The following is a 19,191-nucleotide window of genomic DNA, read 5'->3' as shown; positions in this document are numbered from 1 at the left end:
CCTGAGCTACACCGGCGCCGCAAAGTTGAGCCGGAACTGTTGCGGCGTCACGCCCAGCCGGCGGTTGAACACACTGCGCATGTGCTGGGCATCGCGAAACCCGCATTGATAGGCCACAGTCTTCAGCGGCGCCTGGCTGCTTTCGAGCATTACCCGCGCCGCGTCCACCCGCGCCCGCTCGACAAACTCGGCAGGCGTTATCCGCGCTTCACGGGCAAACACCCGGGAGAAATTCCGCGCACTCATGTTGGCGGCCTTGGCCAGGTCGGCAATGGTCAGGTCACCCGTCAGGTTTGCCAGCACGTACAGCTGCACCAACGCCACCGCCGAGGTGGTTTCGGCGTGGGGCGTAAGGAACGGGCTGAACTGCGACTGCCCGCCCGCACGCTGGGTGAACACCACCAGGCGCTTGGCCACGCTCAGCGCCACTTCCGGGCCGTGATCCTGGGCCAGCAGGTACAGCGACAAGTCGATCCCCGCCGTGACCCCGGCCGAGGTGTAGAGGTTGCCGTCCTGCACGTACAGGCGGTCAGCCTCGACTTGGGCAGAGGGGCACAGGCGCGCCAAATCAGCCGCATCGTTCCAATGGGTAGTGACGGTTTTTCCTTCCAGCAAGCCGGCGCGAGCCAACATGAAGGCGCCGTTGCAGATCGAGCCGAAGCGTTGCGCACGCGCAGTAGCGCCACGCAGCCAATCATCAAACGGCGCGCCGAAATCTTCGAACGGCAACTGCGGGCCGCCGGCGACCAGCAGCAGGTCATAGCCTTGCAGGGCGTCGCTGTAATGCCGGTGAGCCTGCAATGACAGGCCGTTGGAGGCGGCCAGGATGCCATGGGCCAAACCAATCACTTCAAGCTGGTAATGGTCCTCGGGCGCCAGGAAACGGTTGGCCTCGCAGAACACATCCATGGGCCCGGTCACATCCAGTGACTGGACGCCGGGGAAGATCAGGATGCCGACGGTTTTGCCCATGGCTACAGACTCCTTTTCCTAGCTGAATAAATACAACTCCCTGTGGGAGCTGGCTTGCCTGCGATGGCACCACCCCAGTCTAACTGACAGACCGAGTCGCCAGCATCGCAGGCAAGCCAGCTCCCACATTTGACCGCATCTGGCGTGATATCGAGGCACATTGGCCGACATCGCACCCTCGCCGCGATAGCCCGGTGGCAGGCACGCGACCAGACTGGAGCCTTCCCACAGGAGAACCACCATGACCACCACCATCGCCGGCATCCAGATCCCCGACAGCGCCCTCGCCAAGGCCACCACTGAATATATCCGCGACGTCGAATCCGACCTGCTCTACCACCACTCGCGCCGGGTGTTTCTGTTCGGCGCGTTGAGCGGTGAGCGCAAGCAACTGGCCTTTAACCCGGAGCTGCTCTACGTCGGCGCGATGTTCCACGACCTCGGCCTGGTGGCAGGCCATCGCAGTGACGAGGAGCGTTTCGAAGTGGACGGTGCCAATGCGGCCGCAGCCTTCCTCAAGCCTTATGGGCTGAGCGATGACGATATCGAACAGGTGTGGCTGTCTATCGCCCTGCACACCACACCGGGCGTGCCGCAGCATTTGCGCCCGACCGTGGCGCTGGTGACCGCCGGTGTCGAGATGGATGTACTGGGCATGGACTACGCCGCGTTTTCCAGCGTGCAGCGCGAAGCCGTGGTGCATGCGCATCCACGCGGGGAAGGGTTCAAGGAGTGCATCATCTGCGCGTTCGCCGACGGCTTGCGCCATCGCCCGCAGACCACGTTTGGCAACGTGAAAACCGATGTGCTGGTGGATCAGGAGCCGGGGTTCAAACCGATGAATTTTGTGGAGGTGATTCGCAAGTCACCGTGGGCTGCGTAGTTGACTTGAAACCCAATCAACTGTGGGAGCTGGCTTGCCTGCGATGAGGCCCTGTCAGCCGACTTTTCTGTCGACTGACACACCGCTATCGCAGGCAAGCCAGCTCCCACATTTTTACTGCATTCCGGCAGTTAGACCGGAGCCGGCGCCCGACGCTTGTCCGGCTGCTGCCAGCCATCGGCGGCGGCTTCTTCAATCGCTTGCTGGATGGCCTTCTTGCGGTGTTCTTCGGCACGCCGGCTGAAGAACCACACCAGGAAGGTCACCAGCGACACCGCCAGCAGAATCAGGCTGGCCACGGCGTTGATCTCGGGTTTGACCCCCAGACGCACCGCCGAGAACACTTCCATCGGCAAGGTGGTCGAGCCCGGGCCCGACACGAAGCTGGCCAGCACCAGGTCATCCAGCGACAGCGCGAACGACATCATGCCGCCCGCCGCCAGCGACGGCGCGATCATCGGGATGGTGATCAGGAAGAACACCTTCCACGGCCGTGCGCCCAGGTCCATGGCCGCTTCTTCGATCGACAGGTCCAGCTCACGCAAGCGCGCCGACACCACCACCGCCACGTACGCCGCACAGAAGGTGGTGTGGGCGATCCAGATGGTGACGATGCCACGCTCCTGGGGCCAGCCGATCATCTGCGCCATCGCCACAAACAGCAGCAACAGCGACAGACCGGTGATCACTTCCGGCATCACCAACGGCGCGGTCACCAGGCCGCCGAACAGCGTGCGGCCCTTGAACTGGCTGATGCGCGTCAGCACGAATGCCGCCAATGTACCCAGCGCCACTGCGGCCACCGCCGTGTAGCAGGCGATTTCCAGGGAGCGCGCCACCGAGCCCATCAGTTGAGTGTTGTCCAGCAGGCCCACGTACCACTTGATCGACCACCCGCCCCACACCGTCACCAGTTTGGATTCGTTGAACGAGTAGATCACCAGGATCAGCATCGGCAGGTAGATAAACAACAACCCCGCCACCAGCATGAAGCTGGAGAAACTGAAGCGCTTCATATTTTGCCCTCCATCTCTTTGGCTTGGCTGCGGTTGAACAGGATGATCGGCACAATCAGGATCGCCAGCATCACCACCGCCAGGGCAGAGGCCACCGGCCAGTCACGGTTGTTGAAGAATTCTTGCCACAACACTTTACCGATCATCAGGGTTTCCGGGCCGCCCAGCAGTTCCGGGATCACGAACTCGCCCACCACCGGGATAAACACCAGCATGCAGCCGGCGATGATGCCGTTCTTGGACAGCGGCACGGTGATTTTCCAGAAGCTGTTGAAGGTGCTTGAGCCCAGATCCGACGCGGCTTCCAGCAGGCTCTGGTCGTGCTTCACCAGGTTGGCGTACAGCGGCAGGATCATGAACGGCAGGTACGAATAGACCACGCCGATGTACACCGCAATGTTGGTGTTGAGGATCTGCAGCGGTTCGTTGATCAACCCCATGGACATCAGGAAACCATTGAGCAGGCCGTTGTTGCTGAGGATGCCCATCCACGCATACACGCGGATCAGGATCGCGGTCCAGGTCGGCATCATGATCAGCAGCACCAGCACGGTTTGCATCTCCTTGCGCGCACTGGCAATGGCGTAGGCCATCGGGTAGCCGATCAGCAGACACAAAATCGTGCTGAAAAACGCCATCTTCAGCGAGCCCAGGTACGCGGCGATGTACAACTCGTCGTCGCCGAGCATCGCGTAGTTGCCCAGGTTCAGCACCAGCTGGAGTTTCTGCTCAACGAAGGTGTAGATCTCGGTGTAAGGCGGGATCGCCACATCGGCCTCGGCAAAGCTGATCTTCAAGACGATAAAGAACGGCAGCGCAAAGAACAGGAACAGCCACAGGAAGGGAATACCAATGACCGCGTGACGGCCACTGGGGGTTATTCGTTGCAGGCGGCGCTTGAGCTTCTTCATGTTCATGAGCGCAGTACCACGCCGCTGTCGTCTTCCCACCACACGTAAACCTGGTCGCCCCAGGTCGGACGCTGCCCACGGCGTTCAGCATTGGCCACGAAGGACTGCACCAGCTTGCCGCTCGGCAGTTCCACGTAGAACACCGAGTGCCCGCCGAGGTAGGCGATGTCATGCACCTTGCCGCTCGACCAGTTGTGCTCGCAGGTCGGCATTTCGGTGGTCACCAGCAGTTTTTCCGGGCGAATCGCGTAGGTCACCGACTTGTCTTCCACCGACGTGGCGATGCCGTAGCCCACGTAGATGTCGCGGTCGAGGTCGGCGCACTTGAGCACGGCGTGGCCTTCGGCGTCGTCCACCACCTGGGTGTCGAAGATGTTGACGTTGCCGATGAACTCGCACACCAGGCGGCTGGTAGGGGTTTCGTAGATGTCGATCGGGCTGCCGATCTGGGCGATCCAGCCCAGGTGCATGATCGCGATGCGCTCGGCCATGGTCATGGCCTCTTCCTAGTCGTGGGTCACCATCACGCAGGTCACGCCGACGCGCTCGATGATCTCCACCAGCTCCAGCTGCATCTGCGAGCGCAGTTTCTTGTCGAGGGCGCCCATCGGCTCATCGAGCAGCAGCAGTTTCGGGCGCTTGGCCAGGGAGCGCGCCAAGGCCACACGCTGGCGCTGGCCACCGGACAGTTGGTGCGGCTTGCGCTTGGCGTACTGGCTCATCTGTACCAGCTTGAGCATCTCGGCCACGCGAGCGTCGACTTCAGCCTTGGGGATCTTGTCCTGTTGCAGGCCGAAGGCGATGTTCTGCGCCACGGTCATGTGCGGGAACAGGGCGTAGGACTGGAACATCATGTTAATCGGCCGCTCGTAGGGCGGCATATCGGTGATGTCCACACCGTCGAGGTAGATGCGGCCTTCGGTCGGCCGTTCAAAGCCCGCGAGCATGCGCAGCAAGGTGGATTTGCCCGAACCCGAGCCGCCGAGCAAGGCGAAGATCTCGCCTTTCTTGATTTCCAGGGACACGTCGTCCACGGCAATCGTCTCGTCGAACTTCTTCGTGACCCGGTCGATTTTGACCAGCACCTTTTTCGGTGTCTGGTCGCCCTCGAGGGCTTTCTTATAGGCGCCGGAGGCAACTGCCATTTACGAAACTCCCAAAAAGAGTGCAGCTCGCCCAATACGGGCCAGCCTTGGATAGTTTTAGCCTTACTTGCCCGTCTTGACCTTGGTCCAGCTACGGGTCATTAAACGTTGCACTTTCGGGGGTAGCTCGAAGTTGACAAATGTCCGGTCGAGAACCGCCTGCGGTGGGTAAACCGCTTCGTCGGTGCGTATCGATTGCTCCATCAGTTTGTCCGCCCCCGGGTTAGGGTTGGCGTAACCGACGTAATCACTGACCTGGGCGATCACCTCAGGTTGCAGCAAATAGTTGATAAAGGCGTGGGCCTCTTTGACGTTGGTCGCATCCTTGGGAATCGCCAACACGTCAAACCACAAGTTGCCGCCTTCTTTCGGAATCGCGTAGGCGATGTTCACGCCCTTGCCCGCCTCAGCCGCACGGGCCTTGGCCTGGAACACATCACCGGAGAACCCGGCAGCCACGCAGATGTTGCCGTTGGCCAGGTCGGAGATGTACTTGGAAGAGTGGAAATACGTCACGTAGGGCCGCACTTTCAGCAGCTTTTCTTCGGCCTTCTTGTAGTCTTCAGGGTTGGTGCTGTTGGGGTTCAGGCCCATGTAGTTGAGCACCGCCGGCAGCATTTCATCCGCCGAGTCCATGAACGACACACCGCAACTCGCCAGCTTCTTCATGTTCTCTGGCTCGAACAGCACAGCCCAGGAGTCGATATGGTCGACACCGAGCACTTCTTTCACTTTATCGACGTTGTAACCGATGCCATTGGTGCCCCACAGGTACGGCACGGCGTACTGGTTGCCCGGGTCGTTCTTTTCCAGGCGCTTGAGCAACGCCGGGTCGAGGTTGGCGTAGTTGCTCAGCAATGACTTGTCGAGTTTCTGAAACGCCCCGGCCTTGATCTGCTTGCCGAGGAAATGGTTGGACGGCACCACCACGTCGTAGCCGGTACGCCCGGCGAGCAACTTGCCTTCCAGGGTTTCATTGGAATCAAACACGTCATACACGGGCTTGATGCCAGTGGCCTTTTCGAAGTCGGCCAGGGTTTCGGGGCCAATGTAGTCCGACCAGTTATAAACATGCACCGTCGATGCGGCCTGCACGCTGACAGCCAGCGTGATACCTGCACCCACCAGCAAGGCTTTGCGAAATAAAGAAAATGGCAAGTGGAGGTCCTCTTAAATAGTTGGGCCCGAAGTTGTTGCCCGGCAACAAAACCGGCGCGCAACTTACCCTCGATAAACCGATCCGGCAAAACTTTTTGTCATTTAATTTGTGGGAGGGAGCAAGCCCCCTCCCACAGGTTTCAAGGCTTATTTGCCCGATTTGATCTTGGTCCAGCTGCGTGTCATTTCACGCTGGGTCGCAGCCGGCAAGTCCGCAATGGCGTAGAGCTTGGCTTGCACATCCGCTGGCGGGTAGATGCCCGGGTCGCTGGTGATGTCTTTGTCGACCAGAGCGGTGGCTTTCTCGTTACCGTTCGGGAAGTGCACGCTGTTGGTGATCTCGGCCATCACTTGCGGCTTGAGCAGGTAGTTCATGAACTTGTAGGCGGCGTCGACGTTTTCGGCGTCTTTAGGGATGGCGACCATGTCGAAGAAGCTGCCAGCACCTTCTTTCGGAATGTCGTAGGCAACCTTGACCTTGCCACCGGCTTCAGCAGCGCGGGATTTGGCTTGTTCAATGTCACCCGAGTAACCCACGGCGACGCAGATGTTGCCGTTGGCCAGGTCCGAGATGTACTTGGACGAGTGGAAGTAGCCGATCGAAGGGCGCAGCTTGAGGAACAGGGCCTCGGCTTGCTTGAGGTCTTCTTTCTTCTGGGTGTCGGTCGGCAGGCCCAGGTAGTGCAGCGCCACCGGCAGCATTTCGGTTGGCGAATCGAGGAAGCTCACGCCGCAGCTTTTCAGCTTGGCGATGTTTTCCGGCTTGAGCAGCACGTCCCAGGAATCGATCTTGTCCACGCCCAGCGCGGCCTTGACCTTCTCCGGGTTGTAACCGATGCCGATCGAGCCCCACATGTACGGGAAGGCGTGCTTGTTGTCCGGGTCGCTGACCGACACGGCTTTAAGCAGGGACTTGTTCAGGTTGTCGTAGTTGGACAGCTTGGACTTGTCCAGCTCCTGATAAACACCGGCCTTGATCTGCTTGGCGAGGAAGTTGTTCGACGGCACGACAATGTCGTAGCCGGACTTGCCTGCCAGCAACTTGGCTTCCAGGGTCTCGTTGCTGTCAAACACGTCGTACACCACTTTGATGCCCGACTCTTTTTCAAAGTTGGCGATGGTGTCCGGTGCAATGTAGTCGGACCAGTTATAGACGTGCAGCACTTTATCGTCAGCCTGGGCCGCGCCCGCCATTGCGCCCATCAGGGACAAGGCGAGGAGGGTCTTGCCAGCGTTCTTCAAACCTAATGCCTTCATTTGGTGATGCTCCAATTTTTTCTTTTTTGGGCCACGTTCTTTATCGTTTCACGGCCCTTCCAGAGGGCAACAAAACAGGGCGACAGTCTGGCAAGTTCAGGGGCCGGCTTTCAACCAAAGCCCCTACATTTATAACTGCCCAGTGCGCTTGGCACTGAGCCTAGCATTTAGCCCTGCAATGCCGCCAAAGTCAGGTCCAGGCACGTACGCGCCTTGGTCACCAGCTCGTCGATTTCAGCCTTACTGATCACCAGCGGCGGCGAAATGATCATGGTGTCGCCCACGGCGCGCATGATCAGGCCGTTGTTGAAGCAGAAGTTGCGGCAAATCATGCCCACGCCCTTGCCTTCATAACGCTTGCGAGTGGCCTTGTCCTGCACCAGTTCAATGGCACCGAGCATGCCCACACCGCGCACTTCGCCCACCAGAGGGTGATCCGCCAGTTCCCGCAGACGTTTCTGCAAATACGGTGCCGTTTCGTCGTGCACGCGGTTAACGATTTTTTCATCGCGCAGGATGCGGATGTTTTCCAGGGCCACCGCCGCTGCCACCGGGTGGCCGGAGTAAGTGAAGCCGTGGTTGAAGTCGCCGCCTTCATTGAGCACCTCGACCACTTCGTCGCGCACGATCAAGCCGCCCATAGGGATGTAACCCGAGGTCAGGCCCTTGGCGATGGTCATCATGTGCGGCTTGAGGTCGTAGAAATCACTGCCGAACCACTCGCCGGTACGGCCGAAACCGCAGATCACTTCGTCGGCGACAAACAGGATGTCGTACTTGGCGAGGATTTCCTTGATGCGCGGCCAGTAGGTGGCGGGCGGCACGATCACGCCGCCGGCGCCCTGGATCGGCTCGGCAATAAAGGCACCGACGGTGTCCACGCCCAGCTCCAGAATCTTCTCTTCCAGCTGGTTGGCGGCCCACACGCCGAATTCTTCGGGGCTCATGTCGCCGCCCTCGCCAAACCAGTACGGCTGGGCGATATGGGTGATGCCCGGGATCGGCAAATCGCCCTGTTCATGCATATAGGTCATGCCGCCCAGGCTGGCACCGGCCACGGTGGAACCGTGGTAGCCGTTCTTGCGGGCAATAATGGTTTTCTTGTTTGGCTGGCCCTTGATCGCCCAGTAGTGGCGGACCATACGCAACATGGTGTCGTTGCCTTCGGAGCCGGAACCGGTGAAGAACACGTGATTCATGCCGGCGGGCGCGATGTCGGAAATGGCCTTGGCCAATTCCAGCACCGGCGGGTGAGCGGTCTGGAAGAACAGGTTGTAGTACGGCAGTTCTTTCATCTGCTTGGCGGCAGCGTCAGCCAGTTCATCGCGACCGTAACCGATCGCCACGCACCACAGGCCGGCCATGCCGTCGAGGATCTTGTTGCCTTCGCTGTCCCACAGGTAAACGCCATGGGCTTTGGTGATGATCCGTGGGCCTTTCTCTTTCAATTGCTTGAAGTCGCTGAACGGCGCCAGGTGGTGATCGCTGCTCAAAGCTTGCCATTCACGGGTTTGCGGGTTGTTGCTGGACATACCAATCTCCTAGACTTTTCAGTGAAGGGCGCGCCGTTTCACCCGGCGCGCCCGGCGCATCAGACGGCGAAGAGCAGGAATTCCCGCTCCCACGAACTGATCACGCGCTTGAAGTTTTCATGCTCGGCCCGCTTGACCGCGACGTAGCCTGTGATGAATTTCTGACCCAGGTATTTCTCGATGGTCTTGCTGTTTTCCATGCGCTCCAGGGCGTCTTCGATGGTCAACGGCAGGCGCAGGTTGCGCCGCTCGTAACCACGGCCCACCACCGGCGCACTCGGGTTATGGCCTTCGACCATGCCGATGTAGCCGCACAGCAAGCTGGCGGCAATCGCCAGGTACGGGTTGGCGTCGGCGCCCGGCAGGCGGTTTTCCACACGACGGTTCTGCGGGCCGGCATCCGGTACGCGCAGGCCGACGGTGCGGTTTTCTTCGCCCCACTCCACGTTTACCGGCGCCGAGGTATCGGGCAGGAAGCGGCGGAATGAGTTCACGTTGGGGGCAAACAGCGGCAGCAACTCCGGGATGAATTTCTGCAGGCCGCCGATGTGGTTGAGGAACAGTTCGCTCATGGTCCCGTCTTCGTTGGAGAAGACGTTCTTGCCGGTGGCGATGTCGATGATGCTCTGGTGCAAGTGCATCGCGCTGCCGGGCTCGCCGGTCATCGGCTTGGCCATAAAGGTGGCGGCCACGTTGTGCTTGAGCGCGGCTTCACGCATGGTGCGCTTGAACACCAGAATCTGGTCGGCCAGCGACAGGGCATCACCGTGACGGAAGTTGATCTCCATCTGCGCCGTGCCGTCTTCGTGGATCAGGGTGTCGAGGTCCAGCTCCTGCAGTTCGCACCAGTCATAGACGTCTTCGAACAGCGGGTCGAATTCGTTGGCCGCTTCTATAGAGAAGGACTGGCGACCGGTCTCCGGGCGACCGGAACGGCCGATGGGCGGTTGCAGCGGGAAGTCCGGGTCTTCGCAGCGCTTGGTCAGGTAGAACTCCATCTCCGGCGCCACGATGGGCTGCCAGCCTTTGTCGGCGTAGAGCTTGAGGACTTTCTTGAGTACGTTGCGCGGCGACAGCTCGATCGGGTTGCCTTGCTTGTCGTAGGTGTCGTGGATCACCTGCGCGGTGGGCTCGATGGCCCAGGGCACCAGAAACACCGCGTTCTGGTCGGGGCGGCAGATCATGTCGATGTCGGCCGGGTCGAGCAATTCGTAATAGATGTCGTCTTCGACATAGTCGCCGGTCACGGTCTGCAACAGAACGCTCTCGGGCAGGCGCATGCCTTTTTCGGCGATGAACTTGTTGGTCGGCGAGATCTTGCCCCGGGTGATGCCGGTGAGGTCGCCAATCATGCATTCGACTTCTGTGATCTTGTGGTCTTTCAACCAATCGGTGAGCTGGTCGAGGTTGTTACTCATAAATGCCTCTGGGCTGGGTTTCCTGGCATCCATTAAAGGCCAGGCGTTGGTTGACGCAGCATCCGCGTCGTTTTGTCGTTCAGGGTAGGAGCTTACCTGCCATTTGCTGCAGCGTTGCATTCCTCAAGCCAAAGTCGTGCAGAATCATGAGCAGCTCCTGGCGCGGGAACCGTTCAGCGGCAAATTCGAGGGCAGTGCAGAGGCAAAGAAGAGATCGGCCTGGGCGTCAAGAATATTGGCCGGGGCACAGCCGTTCACGCAGGACGAGTGAGCGGATGACACAGCCTGTCTGGAGCAGGCCAAGACGCCAAGTGGCGGCAGGAGACACATGAAGCACCCCGGTATTATTGCTGTTATGGGTTTGAATCGAGCTTAGCCTTGTTCATTTTTTTACACAACACCCCCGTAAAAAATACAACACGGCCCGCTCAAGCCTGCGAGTCCCAAGCGCATCAAACCCAAAAAACCGCCCCAAAAAGCCCCAAAAAAGCCTTTGCAGCGCTTTTTTAGGGCAAAAAATGCCTCGCTTGACTTCGGCATGCCGTTCGGGTTGACTGAAACCAGAAAAGATCAATGATTGATATTTTTAACAACAAAGGTGTTGCATCATGTCGGTACCCCCGCGTGCCGTTCAGCTTAACGAAGCGAACGCGTTCCTTAAGGATCATCCTGAGGTTCTGTACGTAGACCTTCTAATTGCGGATATGAATGGTGTGGTGCGCGGCAAGCGCATCGAACGCACCAGCCTCCACAAGGTTTACGAGAAGGGCATTAACCTGCCTGCCTCTTTATTTGCCCTGGATATCAACGGCTCAACGGTGGAAAGCACCGGCCTGGGTCTGGACATCGGTGATGCTGACCGAATCTGTTATCCGATCCCCGACACCCTGTGCAATGAACCCTGGCAAAAGCGCCCTACCGCGCAACTGCTGATGACCATGCACGAACTTGAAGGTGAACCTTTCTTCGCCGATCCTCGCGAAGTGCTCCGCCAAGTTGTAAGCAAATTTGACGACCTCGGTCTGACCATCTGCGCCGCCTTCGAACTTGAGTTCTACCTGATCGACCAGGAGAACGTGAACGGCCGCCCACAACCGCCCCGCTCGCCGATTTCCGGCAAACGCCCGCACTCGACACAGGTCTACCTGATCGACGACCTCGACGAATACGTCGACTGCCTCCAGGACATCCTGGAAGGCGCCAAAGAGCAAGGCATCCCGGCCGACGCCATCGTCAAGGAAAGTGCCCCGGCGCAGTTCGAAGTGAACCTGCACCACGTGGCCGACCCGATCAAGGCCTGCGACTACGCCGTACTGCTCAAGCGCCTGATCAAGAACATCGCCTACGACCATGAGATGGACACCACCTTCATGGCCAAGCCTTACCCAGGCCAGGCAGGCAACGGTTTGCATGTACACATCTCGATCCTGGACAAAGACGGCAAGAACATCTTTGCCAGCGAGGATCCCGAGCAGAACGCCGCATTGCGTCACGCGATCGGCGGTGTGCTCGAGACCCTACCCGCCCAAATGGCGTTCCTGTGCCCTAACGTCAACTCCTACCGCCGTTTCGGCGCACAGTTCTACGTGCCGAACTCGCCGTGCTGGGGCCTGGATAACCGCACCGTAGCGATTCGCGTACCCACCGGCTCGTCCGATGCCGTACGTATCGAACACCGCGTGGCCGGCGCCGACGCCAACCCTTACCTGCTGATGGCTTCGGTCCTGGCGGGTGTGCACCACGGTCTGACCAACAAGATCGAGCCTGGTGCTCCGGTGGAAGGCAACAGCTACGAGCAGAACGAACAGAGCCTGCCAAACAACCTGCGTGATGCATTGCGTGAGTTGGACGACAGCGAGGTGATGGCCAAGTACATCGATCCTAAATACATCGATATCTTCGTTGCCTGTAAGGAAAGTGAGCTGGAAGAGTTCGAACACTCCATCTCCGACCTTGAGTACAACTGGTATCTGCATACCGTGTAAGCGGTTGCAGGGCTCAGGCTCGTTATGCCGAACGGGCTTGTTGTGCAGAGCGCGCTTGTTGTGGCGAGCGGGCTTGCCCGCGTTGGGCTGCGAAGCAGCCCCAAACCCTGCCCCCTAGTTGTATCTGGAAAAACGCGGCGGCCTTAATAGGGCCGCTTCGCGCCCCAACGCGGGCAAGCCCGCTCGCCACAACAAGCCCGCCCGCCACAAAAGCCCCGCTAGCGACACCCTATGGACCATCCTCAGGCTCTGCGTACAATGCGCTCTGCCTTGTAGGAGACTTCCATGACCACCCGCCCCGCCGCCCCTCGCAAACCCCGCGCCCGCAGCCAGGCCCGGATCGACGCGATCCTCGACGCCGCCCGCACCTTGCTGGCCGCCGAAGGCGTAGCCGGTTTGTCGATCTACAGCGTGGCCGAGCGGGCGCAGATTCCGCCGTCGTCGGTGTATCACTTTTTCGCCAGTGTGCCGGCGCTGCTGGAGGCGCTGACCGCTGACGTCCACGCGGCATTCCGCGCAGCCATCCAGGCGCCTATCGAACACACCTCACTCAAGCACTGGCGGGACCTGTCCTGCATCGTCGAGCAACGCATGCTCACCATCTATGACCAGGACGCCGCCGCACGCCAGTTGATTCTGGCCCAGCATGGGCTCACCGAGGTGACTCAGGCCGACCGCCAGCATGATCTGGAGTTGGGGGATTTGATGCTGGAAGTGTTCAACCGCCATTTCGAAGTGCCGACGCTACCCAGCGATGTGGACGTGTTTGCACTGGCCCTGGAACTGAGCGACCGCGTGTATGCGCGTTCGGTGCATCAGCATGGGCAGATTACGCCGCGCATGGCGGAGGAAGGAATGCGGGTGTTTGATGCGTATGTGGGGCTGTATTTGCCGCCGTACTTGCCCAAGCGTTAAGTGGGCCGGCCTCTTCGCGGGCAAGCCCGCTCCCACATGTTGACCTGTGAACACATTCAAATGTGGGAGCTGGCTTGCCTGCGATAGCGGTTTGAAGGCCACCAATCACAACTTGGCGATCGACACCTCGGTGGACTTGACGAAGGCAATCACTTCGCTGCCAATCACCAGTTCCAGCTCTTTGACCGAGCGGGTGGTGATCACGGACGTCACGATGCCGGACGCGGTCTGCACGTCGATTTCCGACAGCACATCGCCTTCGACGATTTCCTTGATGGTACCTTTGAATTGGTTACGCACGTTGATGGCTTTAATAGTCATGTTGTTCTTCCTTCATGGGACAAGTGAGTTATTGCGCCCAACGCAATTGCGTAGGCAGCGGTGAAACAGGTTCGGGTTCCGGCGGCGTGCCGGGCAACGACAACACACGGTTAAGCACTTCGGCTTCCAGCGCAGCCAGGCGATGTGAGCCCCGGGCACGCGGGCGCGGCAGGTCGACGATCAGGTCGAGGCCGATTTCGCCGTCTTCGATCAGGATCACACGGTCGGCAATCGCCACGGCTTCGCTGACGTCGTGGGTGACCAGCAGCACGGTAAAACCGTGCTTCTGCCAGAGGTTCTCGATCAGTTGCTGCATCTCGATGCGGGTCAGGGCATCCAGTGCGCCCAACGGCTCATCCAGCAGCAACAGGCGCGGTTGGTGGATCAGCGCACGGGCCAGGGCCACGCGTTGCTTCTGGCCACCGGACAGGGCCGCCGGCCACTCATTGGCGCGCTCGGCCAGGCCGACCGCCTCCAGGGCTTCCAGCGCTTTGGGGCGCCAGTTGCCTTTGAGGCCCAGGCCCACGTTGTCGATGATCTTTTTCCACGGCAGCAGACGTGCTTCCTGGAACATCAACCGCGTGTCTTCAATCGCTTCGCTCAGGGGCGCGGAACCGGCCAGCAACTCGCCGCCGCTGGCTTTGTCCAGCCCGGCCAGCAGGCGCAGCAAGGTACTTTTGCCGCAACCGCTGCGACCGACCACAGCCACAAACTGACCTGCCGGAATATGCAGATCGATTTCCTTGAGCACTTCCCGCGCACCAAAGGCTTTGCGCAGCTTGCGCACCGCCAGCGGGATCCCTTTGAGCAGGCGCGGAGGTTGTTGAGCGGTCATGCCGCACCTCCTTTATTCACTTGGTAAGCCGGGTGCCAGCGCAGCCATACACGCTCCAGGCCACGAGCGGCCAGGTCGGCCAGCTTGCCGAGGATGGCGTACATGACGATGGCCAGCACCACTACGTCGGTTTGCAGGAATTCACGGGCGTTCATCGCCAGGTAACCGATACCGGAGCTGGCCGAGATGGTTTCCGCCACGATCAGCGTCAGCCACATAAAGCCCAGGGCAAAACGCACGCCCACCAGGATCGAAGGCAGCGCGCCCGGCAGGATCACCTGACGGAACAGGCTGAACCCGGACAAACCGTAGCTGCGCGACATCTCAACCAGCGCCGGGTCGACGTTGCGGATGCCGTGGTAGGTGTTCAGGTAGATCGGGAACAGCGTGCCAAGGGCGACCAGGAAAATCTTCGCGGTCTCGTCAATCCCGAACCACAGGATCACCAGCGGAATCAGCGCCAGGTGCGGCACGTTGCGGATCATCTGCACCGAGCTGTCCAGCAGGCGCTCGCCCCATTTCGACAGGCCGGTGATAAAACCCAACGCCAGGCCGATGCTGCCGCCGATCACGAAGCCCAGGCCGGCACGCCAGCCGCTGATGGCCAGGTGCGTCCAGATTTCGCCGCTGGCCACCAGGTTGATCCCGGCCTCAATCACCGCACTCGGTGCTGGCAGGATGCGCGTCGACAACCAGCCCGCCGACACCGACAACTGCCACACCGCCAGCAATAAAACCGGCAGGACCCAGGGCGCCACACGGTGGCTTAATTTTTCGAAGTTCATGGCGTCACCTCAACTTTGTGACGCAGCTTTGGGAAGGATGTCGTTGGCGACCATTTCACCAAACGGGCTGACGTACCCGGCGCTTTTCGGCAGCTCGAAACGTTCGATATCCAGGTGCGGGAACAGCAGTTCCGCGACGCGATACGACTCTTCCAAATGCGGATAACCGGAGAAAATAAAGGTGTCGATGCCCAGGTCCGCGTATTCCTTGACCCGCGCCGCAACCGTCGGGCCATCGCCCACCAGCGCGGTGCCTGCGCCACCGCGCACCAAGCCGACGCCAGCCCACAGGTTGGGGCTGACTTCGAGGTTGTCGCGGTTACCGCCGTGCAAGGCGGCCATGCGCTGCTGGCCGACGGAATCGAAGCGCGCCAGGGAGGCCTGGGCACGGGCGATGGTGTCGTCGTCCAGATGGGAGATCAGTTTGTCGGCGGCTTTCCACGCTTCATCGTTGGTTTCACGCACGATCACATGCAGGCGAATGCCGAAACGCACGGTTCGCCCGAGTTTGGCGGCCTTGGCCCGCACCTGCGCGATTTTTTCCGCGACCGCGGCCGGTGGCTCGCCCCAGGTCAGGACCATTTCCACCTGTTCGGCTGCCAGGTCCTGGGCCGCTTCGGAGGAACCACCGAAGTACAGCGGCGGACGCGGTTGCTGGATCGGCGGGTAAAGCAGCTTGGCGCCTTTGACGCTGATGTGTTCGCCGTCGTAATCCACGGTTTCGCCTTCCAGCACACGGCGCCAGATGCGGGTGAATTCCACCGACGCCTGGTAGCGCTCTTCATGGCTGAGGAACAAACCGTCGCCGGCCAGTTCTTCCGGGTCACCCCCAGTCACCAGATTGAACAGCGCACGCCCACCGGACAAACGGTCCAGGGTCGCAGCCTGACGCGCAGCCACCGTCGGGGAAATGATCCCGGGGCGCAGTGCAACAAGGAATTTCAAACGCTGGGTCACCGGGATCAACGAGGCAGCCACCAGCCACGAGTCTTCGCAAGAGCGCCCGGTAGGGATCAGCACCCCGCCGAAACCCAGGCGGTCTGCAGCCTGGGCCACTTGTTGCAGATAACCGTGATCAACGGCGCGAGCGCCTTCGGCGGTGCCAAGGTAATGGCCGTCGCCGTGGGTAGGCAGGAACCAGAAAATATTGAGGCTCATGGAGTTGTCTCCTGAAGAAGTCGGATTACGGCGCTTTGGCTACGGCGGCGGGCGGCGTCCAGATCACGTCCTTGATGTTCAAGGGTTTGGGGATCAATTTGAGTTGGTAGAAGCTGTCAGCGATTTTTTGCTGCGCGGCGACCACTTCCGGGGTCAGGAACAGCGCGCCGTAGCCTTGGCGTTTCACCGAGGTCAGGGTGATATCAGCCGGCAGGCCGAGCAGCGGTGCCACTTGTTCGGTGACTTCCTGCGGATTGGCCTTGGACCATTCGCCCACGGCGCGCACTTCTTCGATCAACGCCTTGACCACTTCCGGATGCTTTTCGGCGTACGGCTTGGTGGCCAGGTAGAACTGGTGGTTATCGGCGATGCCGGTACCGTCACGCAGGGTGCGCGCTTGCAGTTGTTTCTCGGCGGCGGCCTGGTACGGGTCCCAGATCACCCACGCATCCACGCTGCCACGCTCGAACGCGGCGCGGGCATCGGCGGGCGGCAGGAATACGGTCTGCACGTCGGTGTATTTCAGGCCGGCATCTTCCAGCGCACGCACCAGCAGGTAGTGCACGTTGGAGCCTTTGTTGAGCACGACTTTCTTGCCTTTGAGCTCAGCCACGGATTTGATCGGCGAGTCTTTCGGCACCAGGATCGCTTCGCTGGTCGGCGCCGGTGGCTCGTAGGCCACGTAGAGCAGATCGGCACCGGCCGCCTGGGCGAACACCGGCGGGGTCTCGCCGGTGACGCCGAAGTCGATGGAGCCGACGTTCAGGCCCTCAAGCAGTTGCGGGCCGCCGGGAAACTCGGTCCATTGCACCTGTACGCCCTGGGCGGCCAGGCGTTTTTCCAGGGTGCCCTTGGCCTTGAGCAGCACCAGGGTGCCGTACTTCTGATAACCGATACGCAGGGTTTCGGCAGCCTGGGCTTGAACCATGGCGCCGAAGGACACAGCCGCAGCAAACAGTGCGACCAGACCACGACGCAAGATGACAGTGCGCATGGCGCTCTCTCCAAATAGTGCGATTAGGGGGTTGGCTGCACCTGCTTGGCCGTTGGCGGCTGAGTAAGGTGAGTACTACAAAATCCGGTAAGGCTTAAATGCTCCAGCGAGCACTCAACAAACGTTCATTCAACACATGGGGGTCCAGCGGTTTCGGGCGACGCGCCATGGCGCCGTAAAGGGTTTCCAGGGCCTCATGCAAGCGATGCTCAAGCACCGGCACCAGTTGCGCCTGTGCGCTGCCTTCGCCGTAAGCGATCTGGCTGTCCTCGGCAAAGATGCCGTGCAGCAATTCCTGGGCTTTCAGCGCCGACAGCACCGGTTTCAACGCGTAGTCCACCGCCAGCATGTGGGCGATGCTGCCACCGGTGGCCATCGGCAACACGATCTTGTGGGCCAGGGCGCGCTCGGGCAGCAGGTCCAGCACGGTTTTCAGCGCGCCGGAGAACGACGCCTTGTACACCGGCGTAGCGATTACCAGGCCATCCGCGTTAGCCACTTGCTGCAGCAGGTCAATGACCTTGGGGCTGTCGAAGCGGGCGTGCAGCAGGTCTTCAGCCGGGAAGTCCCGTATCTGGTAACTCACCACTTCTACGCCTTTGTCTTGCAACCACTGACGGGTTTTATCCAGCAACACCCCGGAGCGGGAACGCTGGCTGGGACTGCCTCCAAGTGTTACGACCAGCATGTAGGAAATTCCTTGAGCAAGTGTCGGCGGTTCGCTGTGTGGCGATGGCGCCAAGATGGAACAGACCCTATCAGCATATTTATATATCTTTAAATCTTATTTTTTCATTTGTTTATTCCATGAAAGAATATGCGAATCAAGAATCGCCAGGCGAAAAAAAAGGCCGTCGAAACGGCCTGAAAACCCTTGCATTGTGATTCGGTGCCAACTCAAATTCTTTGGGGCCTGTACCGCCGCTATCGCGGGCAAGCCCGGCTCCCACAGGGGAATGCGGTCAACTGTGGGAGCCGGGCTTGCCCGCGATGGCGGTATGCGCCTCAGCGGTTGGGCTGGGGGGTAAGCCGCAGGTACGGCTTCACCGCACGGTAACCCTTCGGAAAGCGCTTCTTGATCTCTTCCTCATCCTTGAGCGACGGCACAATCACTACCTCATCACCGTCCTGCCAGTTGGCGGGGGTGGCGACCTTGTGGTTGTCGGTCAGCTGCAGCGAGTCGATAACCCGCAGGATTTCATGGAAGTTGCGGCCGGTGCTGGCCGGGTAGGTGATGGTCAGGCGAATCTTTTTGTTCGGGTCGATCACGAACAAGGAACGCACGGTGAGGGTGTCACTGGCGTTCGGGTGGATCAGGTCATACAGGTCGGAGACCTTGCGGTCGGCATCGGCCAGGATCGGGAAGTTGACGAGGGTGTTCTGGGTTTCATTGATGTCTTCGATCCACTTGTGGTGCGAGTCCACCGGGTCCACCGACAGGGCGATGGCCTTGACGCCGCGTTGGGCGAATTCGTCCTTGAGCTTGGCGGTAAAGCCCAGCTCGGTGGTGCACACCGGGGTGAAGTCTGCCGGGTGGGAAAACAACACACCCCAGCTGTCGCCCAGCCATTCGTGGAAGCGAATCTTGCCGGCGCTGGAATCCTGTTCAAAGTCGGGGGCGATGTCGCCCAGTCTTAGGCTCATGGTGTGGCTCCTGGTGAGTGCTTATGGAGCCCACTGTGCATGGATTACCGATTATTTAAAAAGAATAAATATCGATTTATCTAGACGATAAAGGAATATTAAAAATCTGTTCATTGGACGCGGGAACCGGCGAGGAGCACCATCGTTTCCAAGGTTCGAGAAGGCCTTGAGACGCTGTACAAAGAGGGGTTCAGGAAGGGCTTGCGGGGGTTTAGCCCGACTTGAAAGTAAAACACCTTGCCCGGCATTGCGCCGGGCAAGG

At 60.1% G+C, this 19,191-nt stretch carries 17 protein-coding genes and 1 pseudogene; 3 read left to right on the top strand and 15 right to left on the bottom strand.

Features of this window, described 5'->3' with window-relative positions; all coding sequences use genetic code 11:
* Positions 1 to 6: 6 nt before the first annotated feature.
* Positions 7 to 972, bottom strand: coding sequence for a GlxA family transcriptional regulator (locus LRS56_27955; GenBank protein WDU62516.1), 966 nt, complete (start codon positions 970 to 972; stop codon positions 7 to 9).
* Between the two features lie 241 nt (positions 973 to 1,213).
* On the opposite strand from LRS56_27955, the gene LRS56_27950 reads away from it, so the two are divergent.
* Positions 1,214 to 1,855, top strand: a complete 642-nt coding sequence (locus LRS56_27950) for an HD domain-containing protein (protein WDU62515.1) — start codon at positions 1,214 to 1,216, stop codon at positions 1,853 to 1,855.
* A 131-nt stretch (positions 1,856 to 1,986) separates the two neighbouring features.
* Here LRS56_27950 and LRS56_27945 read toward each other — a convergent pair whose 3' ends face one another.
* From LRS56_27945 to LRS56_27915, 7 genes and pseudogenes are all read right to left on the bottom strand, one after another.
* A complete protein-coding gene (locus tag LRS56_27945; GenBank protein ID WDU62514.1) occupies positions 1,987 to 2,871 on the bottom strand; it encodes an ABC transporter permease subunit in 885 nt (294 codons plus the stop codon).
* On the bottom strand, positions 2,868 to 3,788 hold the full coding sequence (locus LRS56_27940; protein ID WDU62513.1) for an ABC transporter permease subunit: 921 nt from the start codon (positions 3,786 to 3,788) through the stop codon (positions 2,868 to 2,870). The genes LRS56_27945 and LRS56_27940 overlap by 4 nt, the downstream gene beginning before the upstream one ends.
* Positions 3,785 to 4,927 (bottom strand): annotated as a pseudogene (potA, locus tag LRS56_27935) (polyamine ABC transporter ATP-binding protein). The gene LRS56_27940 and the pseudogene potA overlap by 4 nt, the downstream one beginning before the upstream one ends.
* Positions 4,928 to 4,990: 63 nt before the next feature.
* The gene (locus tag LRS56_27930; GenBank protein WDU62512.1) at positions 4,991 to 6,085 is read right to left on the bottom strand and encodes a polyamine ABC transporter substrate-binding protein; all 1,095 of its coding nucleotides are present in this window, start codon (positions 6,083 to 6,085) and stop codon (positions 4,991 to 4,993) included.
* Between the two features lie 147 nt (positions 6,086 to 6,232).
* Entirely contained in the window at positions 6,233 to 7,342 is a 1,110-nt protein-coding gene (locus LRS56_27925) for a polyamine ABC transporter substrate-binding protein (protein WDU62511.1), read from the bottom strand.
* A gap of 167 nt (positions 7,343 to 7,509) precedes the next feature.
* Positions 7,510 to 8,874: an aspartate aminotransferase family protein gene (locus LRS56_27920; protein WDU62510.1), complete on the bottom strand. Its 1,365-nt coding sequence runs from the start codon at positions 8,872 to 8,874 to the stop codon at positions 7,510 to 7,512.
* A gap of 59 nt (positions 8,875 to 8,933) precedes the next feature.
* The gene (locus tag LRS56_27915) at positions 8,934 to 10,292 is read right to left on the bottom strand and encodes a glutamine synthetase family protein (protein ID WDU62509.1); all 1,359 of its coding nucleotides are present in this window, start codon (positions 10,290 to 10,292) and stop codon (positions 8,934 to 8,936) included.
* 608 nt (positions 10,293 to 10,900) lie between these two features.
* Between LRS56_27915 and LRS56_27910 the strand changes: the two genes are divergently transcribed.
* Entirely contained in the window at positions 10,901 to 12,277 is a 1,377-nt protein-coding gene (locus LRS56_27910) for a glutamine synthetase family protein (protein ID WDU62508.1), read from the top strand.
* Positions 12,278 to 12,562: 285 nt separating this feature from the next.
* Positions 12,563 to 13,192: a TetR/AcrR family transcriptional regulator gene (locus tag LRS56_27905; protein WDU62507.1), complete on the top strand. Its 630-nt coding sequence runs from the start codon at positions 12,563 to 12,565 to the stop codon at positions 13,190 to 13,192.
* A 105-nt stretch (positions 13,193 to 13,297) separates the two neighbouring features.
* Here the strand turns inward: LRS56_27905 and LRS56_27900 are convergent, their stop codons facing one another.
* From LRS56_27900 to LRS56_27870, 7 genes are all read right to left on the bottom strand, one after another.
* Positions 13,298 to 13,513 carry a TOBE domain-containing protein gene (locus LRS56_27900; GenBank protein ID WDU62506.1) on the bottom strand — a complete coding sequence of 72 codons (216 nt, stop codon included), beginning with the start codon at positions 13,511 to 13,513 and terminating at the stop codon, positions 13,298 to 13,300.
* Positions 13,514 to 13,541: 28 nt separating this feature from the next.
* Positions 13,542 to 14,348, bottom strand: coding sequence for an aliphatic sulfonates ABC transporter ATP-binding protein (ssuB, locus tag LRS56_27895; protein WDU62505.1), 807 nt, complete (start codon positions 14,346 to 14,348; stop codon positions 13,542 to 13,544).
* Positions 14,345 to 15,133: an aliphatic sulfonate ABC transporter permease SsuC gene (gene ssuC, locus LRS56_27890; protein ID WDU62504.1), complete on the bottom strand. Its 789-nt coding sequence runs from the start codon at positions 15,131 to 15,133 to the stop codon at positions 14,345 to 14,347. Before ssuC ends, ssuB begins: the two co-directional genes overlap by 4 nt.
* A gap of 9 nt (positions 15,134 to 15,142) precedes the next feature.
* Positions 15,143 to 16,291: an FMNH2-dependent alkanesulfonate monooxygenase gene (gene ssuD / locus LRS56_27885; protein WDU62503.1), complete on the bottom strand. Its 1,149-nt coding sequence runs from the start codon at positions 16,289 to 16,291 to the stop codon at positions 15,143 to 15,145.
* A 25-nt stretch (positions 16,292 to 16,316) separates the two neighbouring features.
* Positions 16,317 to 17,285 (bottom strand): sulfonate ABC transporter substrate-binding protein, encoded by a 969-nt coding sequence (locus LRS56_27880; GenBank protein ID WDU62502.1) that lies wholly within the window; start codon positions 17,283 to 17,285, stop codon positions 16,317 to 16,319.
* A 94-nt stretch (positions 17,286 to 17,379) separates the two neighbouring features.
* Positions 17,380 to 17,973, bottom strand: a complete 594-nt coding sequence (ssuE, locus tag LRS56_27875) for an NADPH-dependent FMN reductase (GenBank protein ID WDU62501.1) — start codon at positions 17,971 to 17,973, stop codon at positions 17,380 to 17,382.
* Between the two features lie 317 nt (positions 17,974 to 18,290).
* Positions 18,291 to 18,929 (bottom strand): peroxiredoxin, encoded by a 639-nt coding sequence (locus LRS56_27870; protein ID WDU62500.1) that lies wholly within the window; start codon positions 18,927 to 18,929, stop codon positions 18,291 to 18,293.
* Between the last annotated feature and the right edge of the window lie 262 nt (positions 18,930 to 19,191).

Source organism: Pseudomonas poae, from assembly GCA_028869255.1.
Taxonomy (GTDB): domain Bacteria; phylum Pseudomonadota; class Gammaproteobacteria; order Pseudomonadales; family Pseudomonadaceae; genus Aquipseudomonas; species Aquipseudomonas poae_C.
Note: the sequence above shows the minus strand (reverse complement) of the source record. Positions and strands in the feature narration are given on the sequence as shown.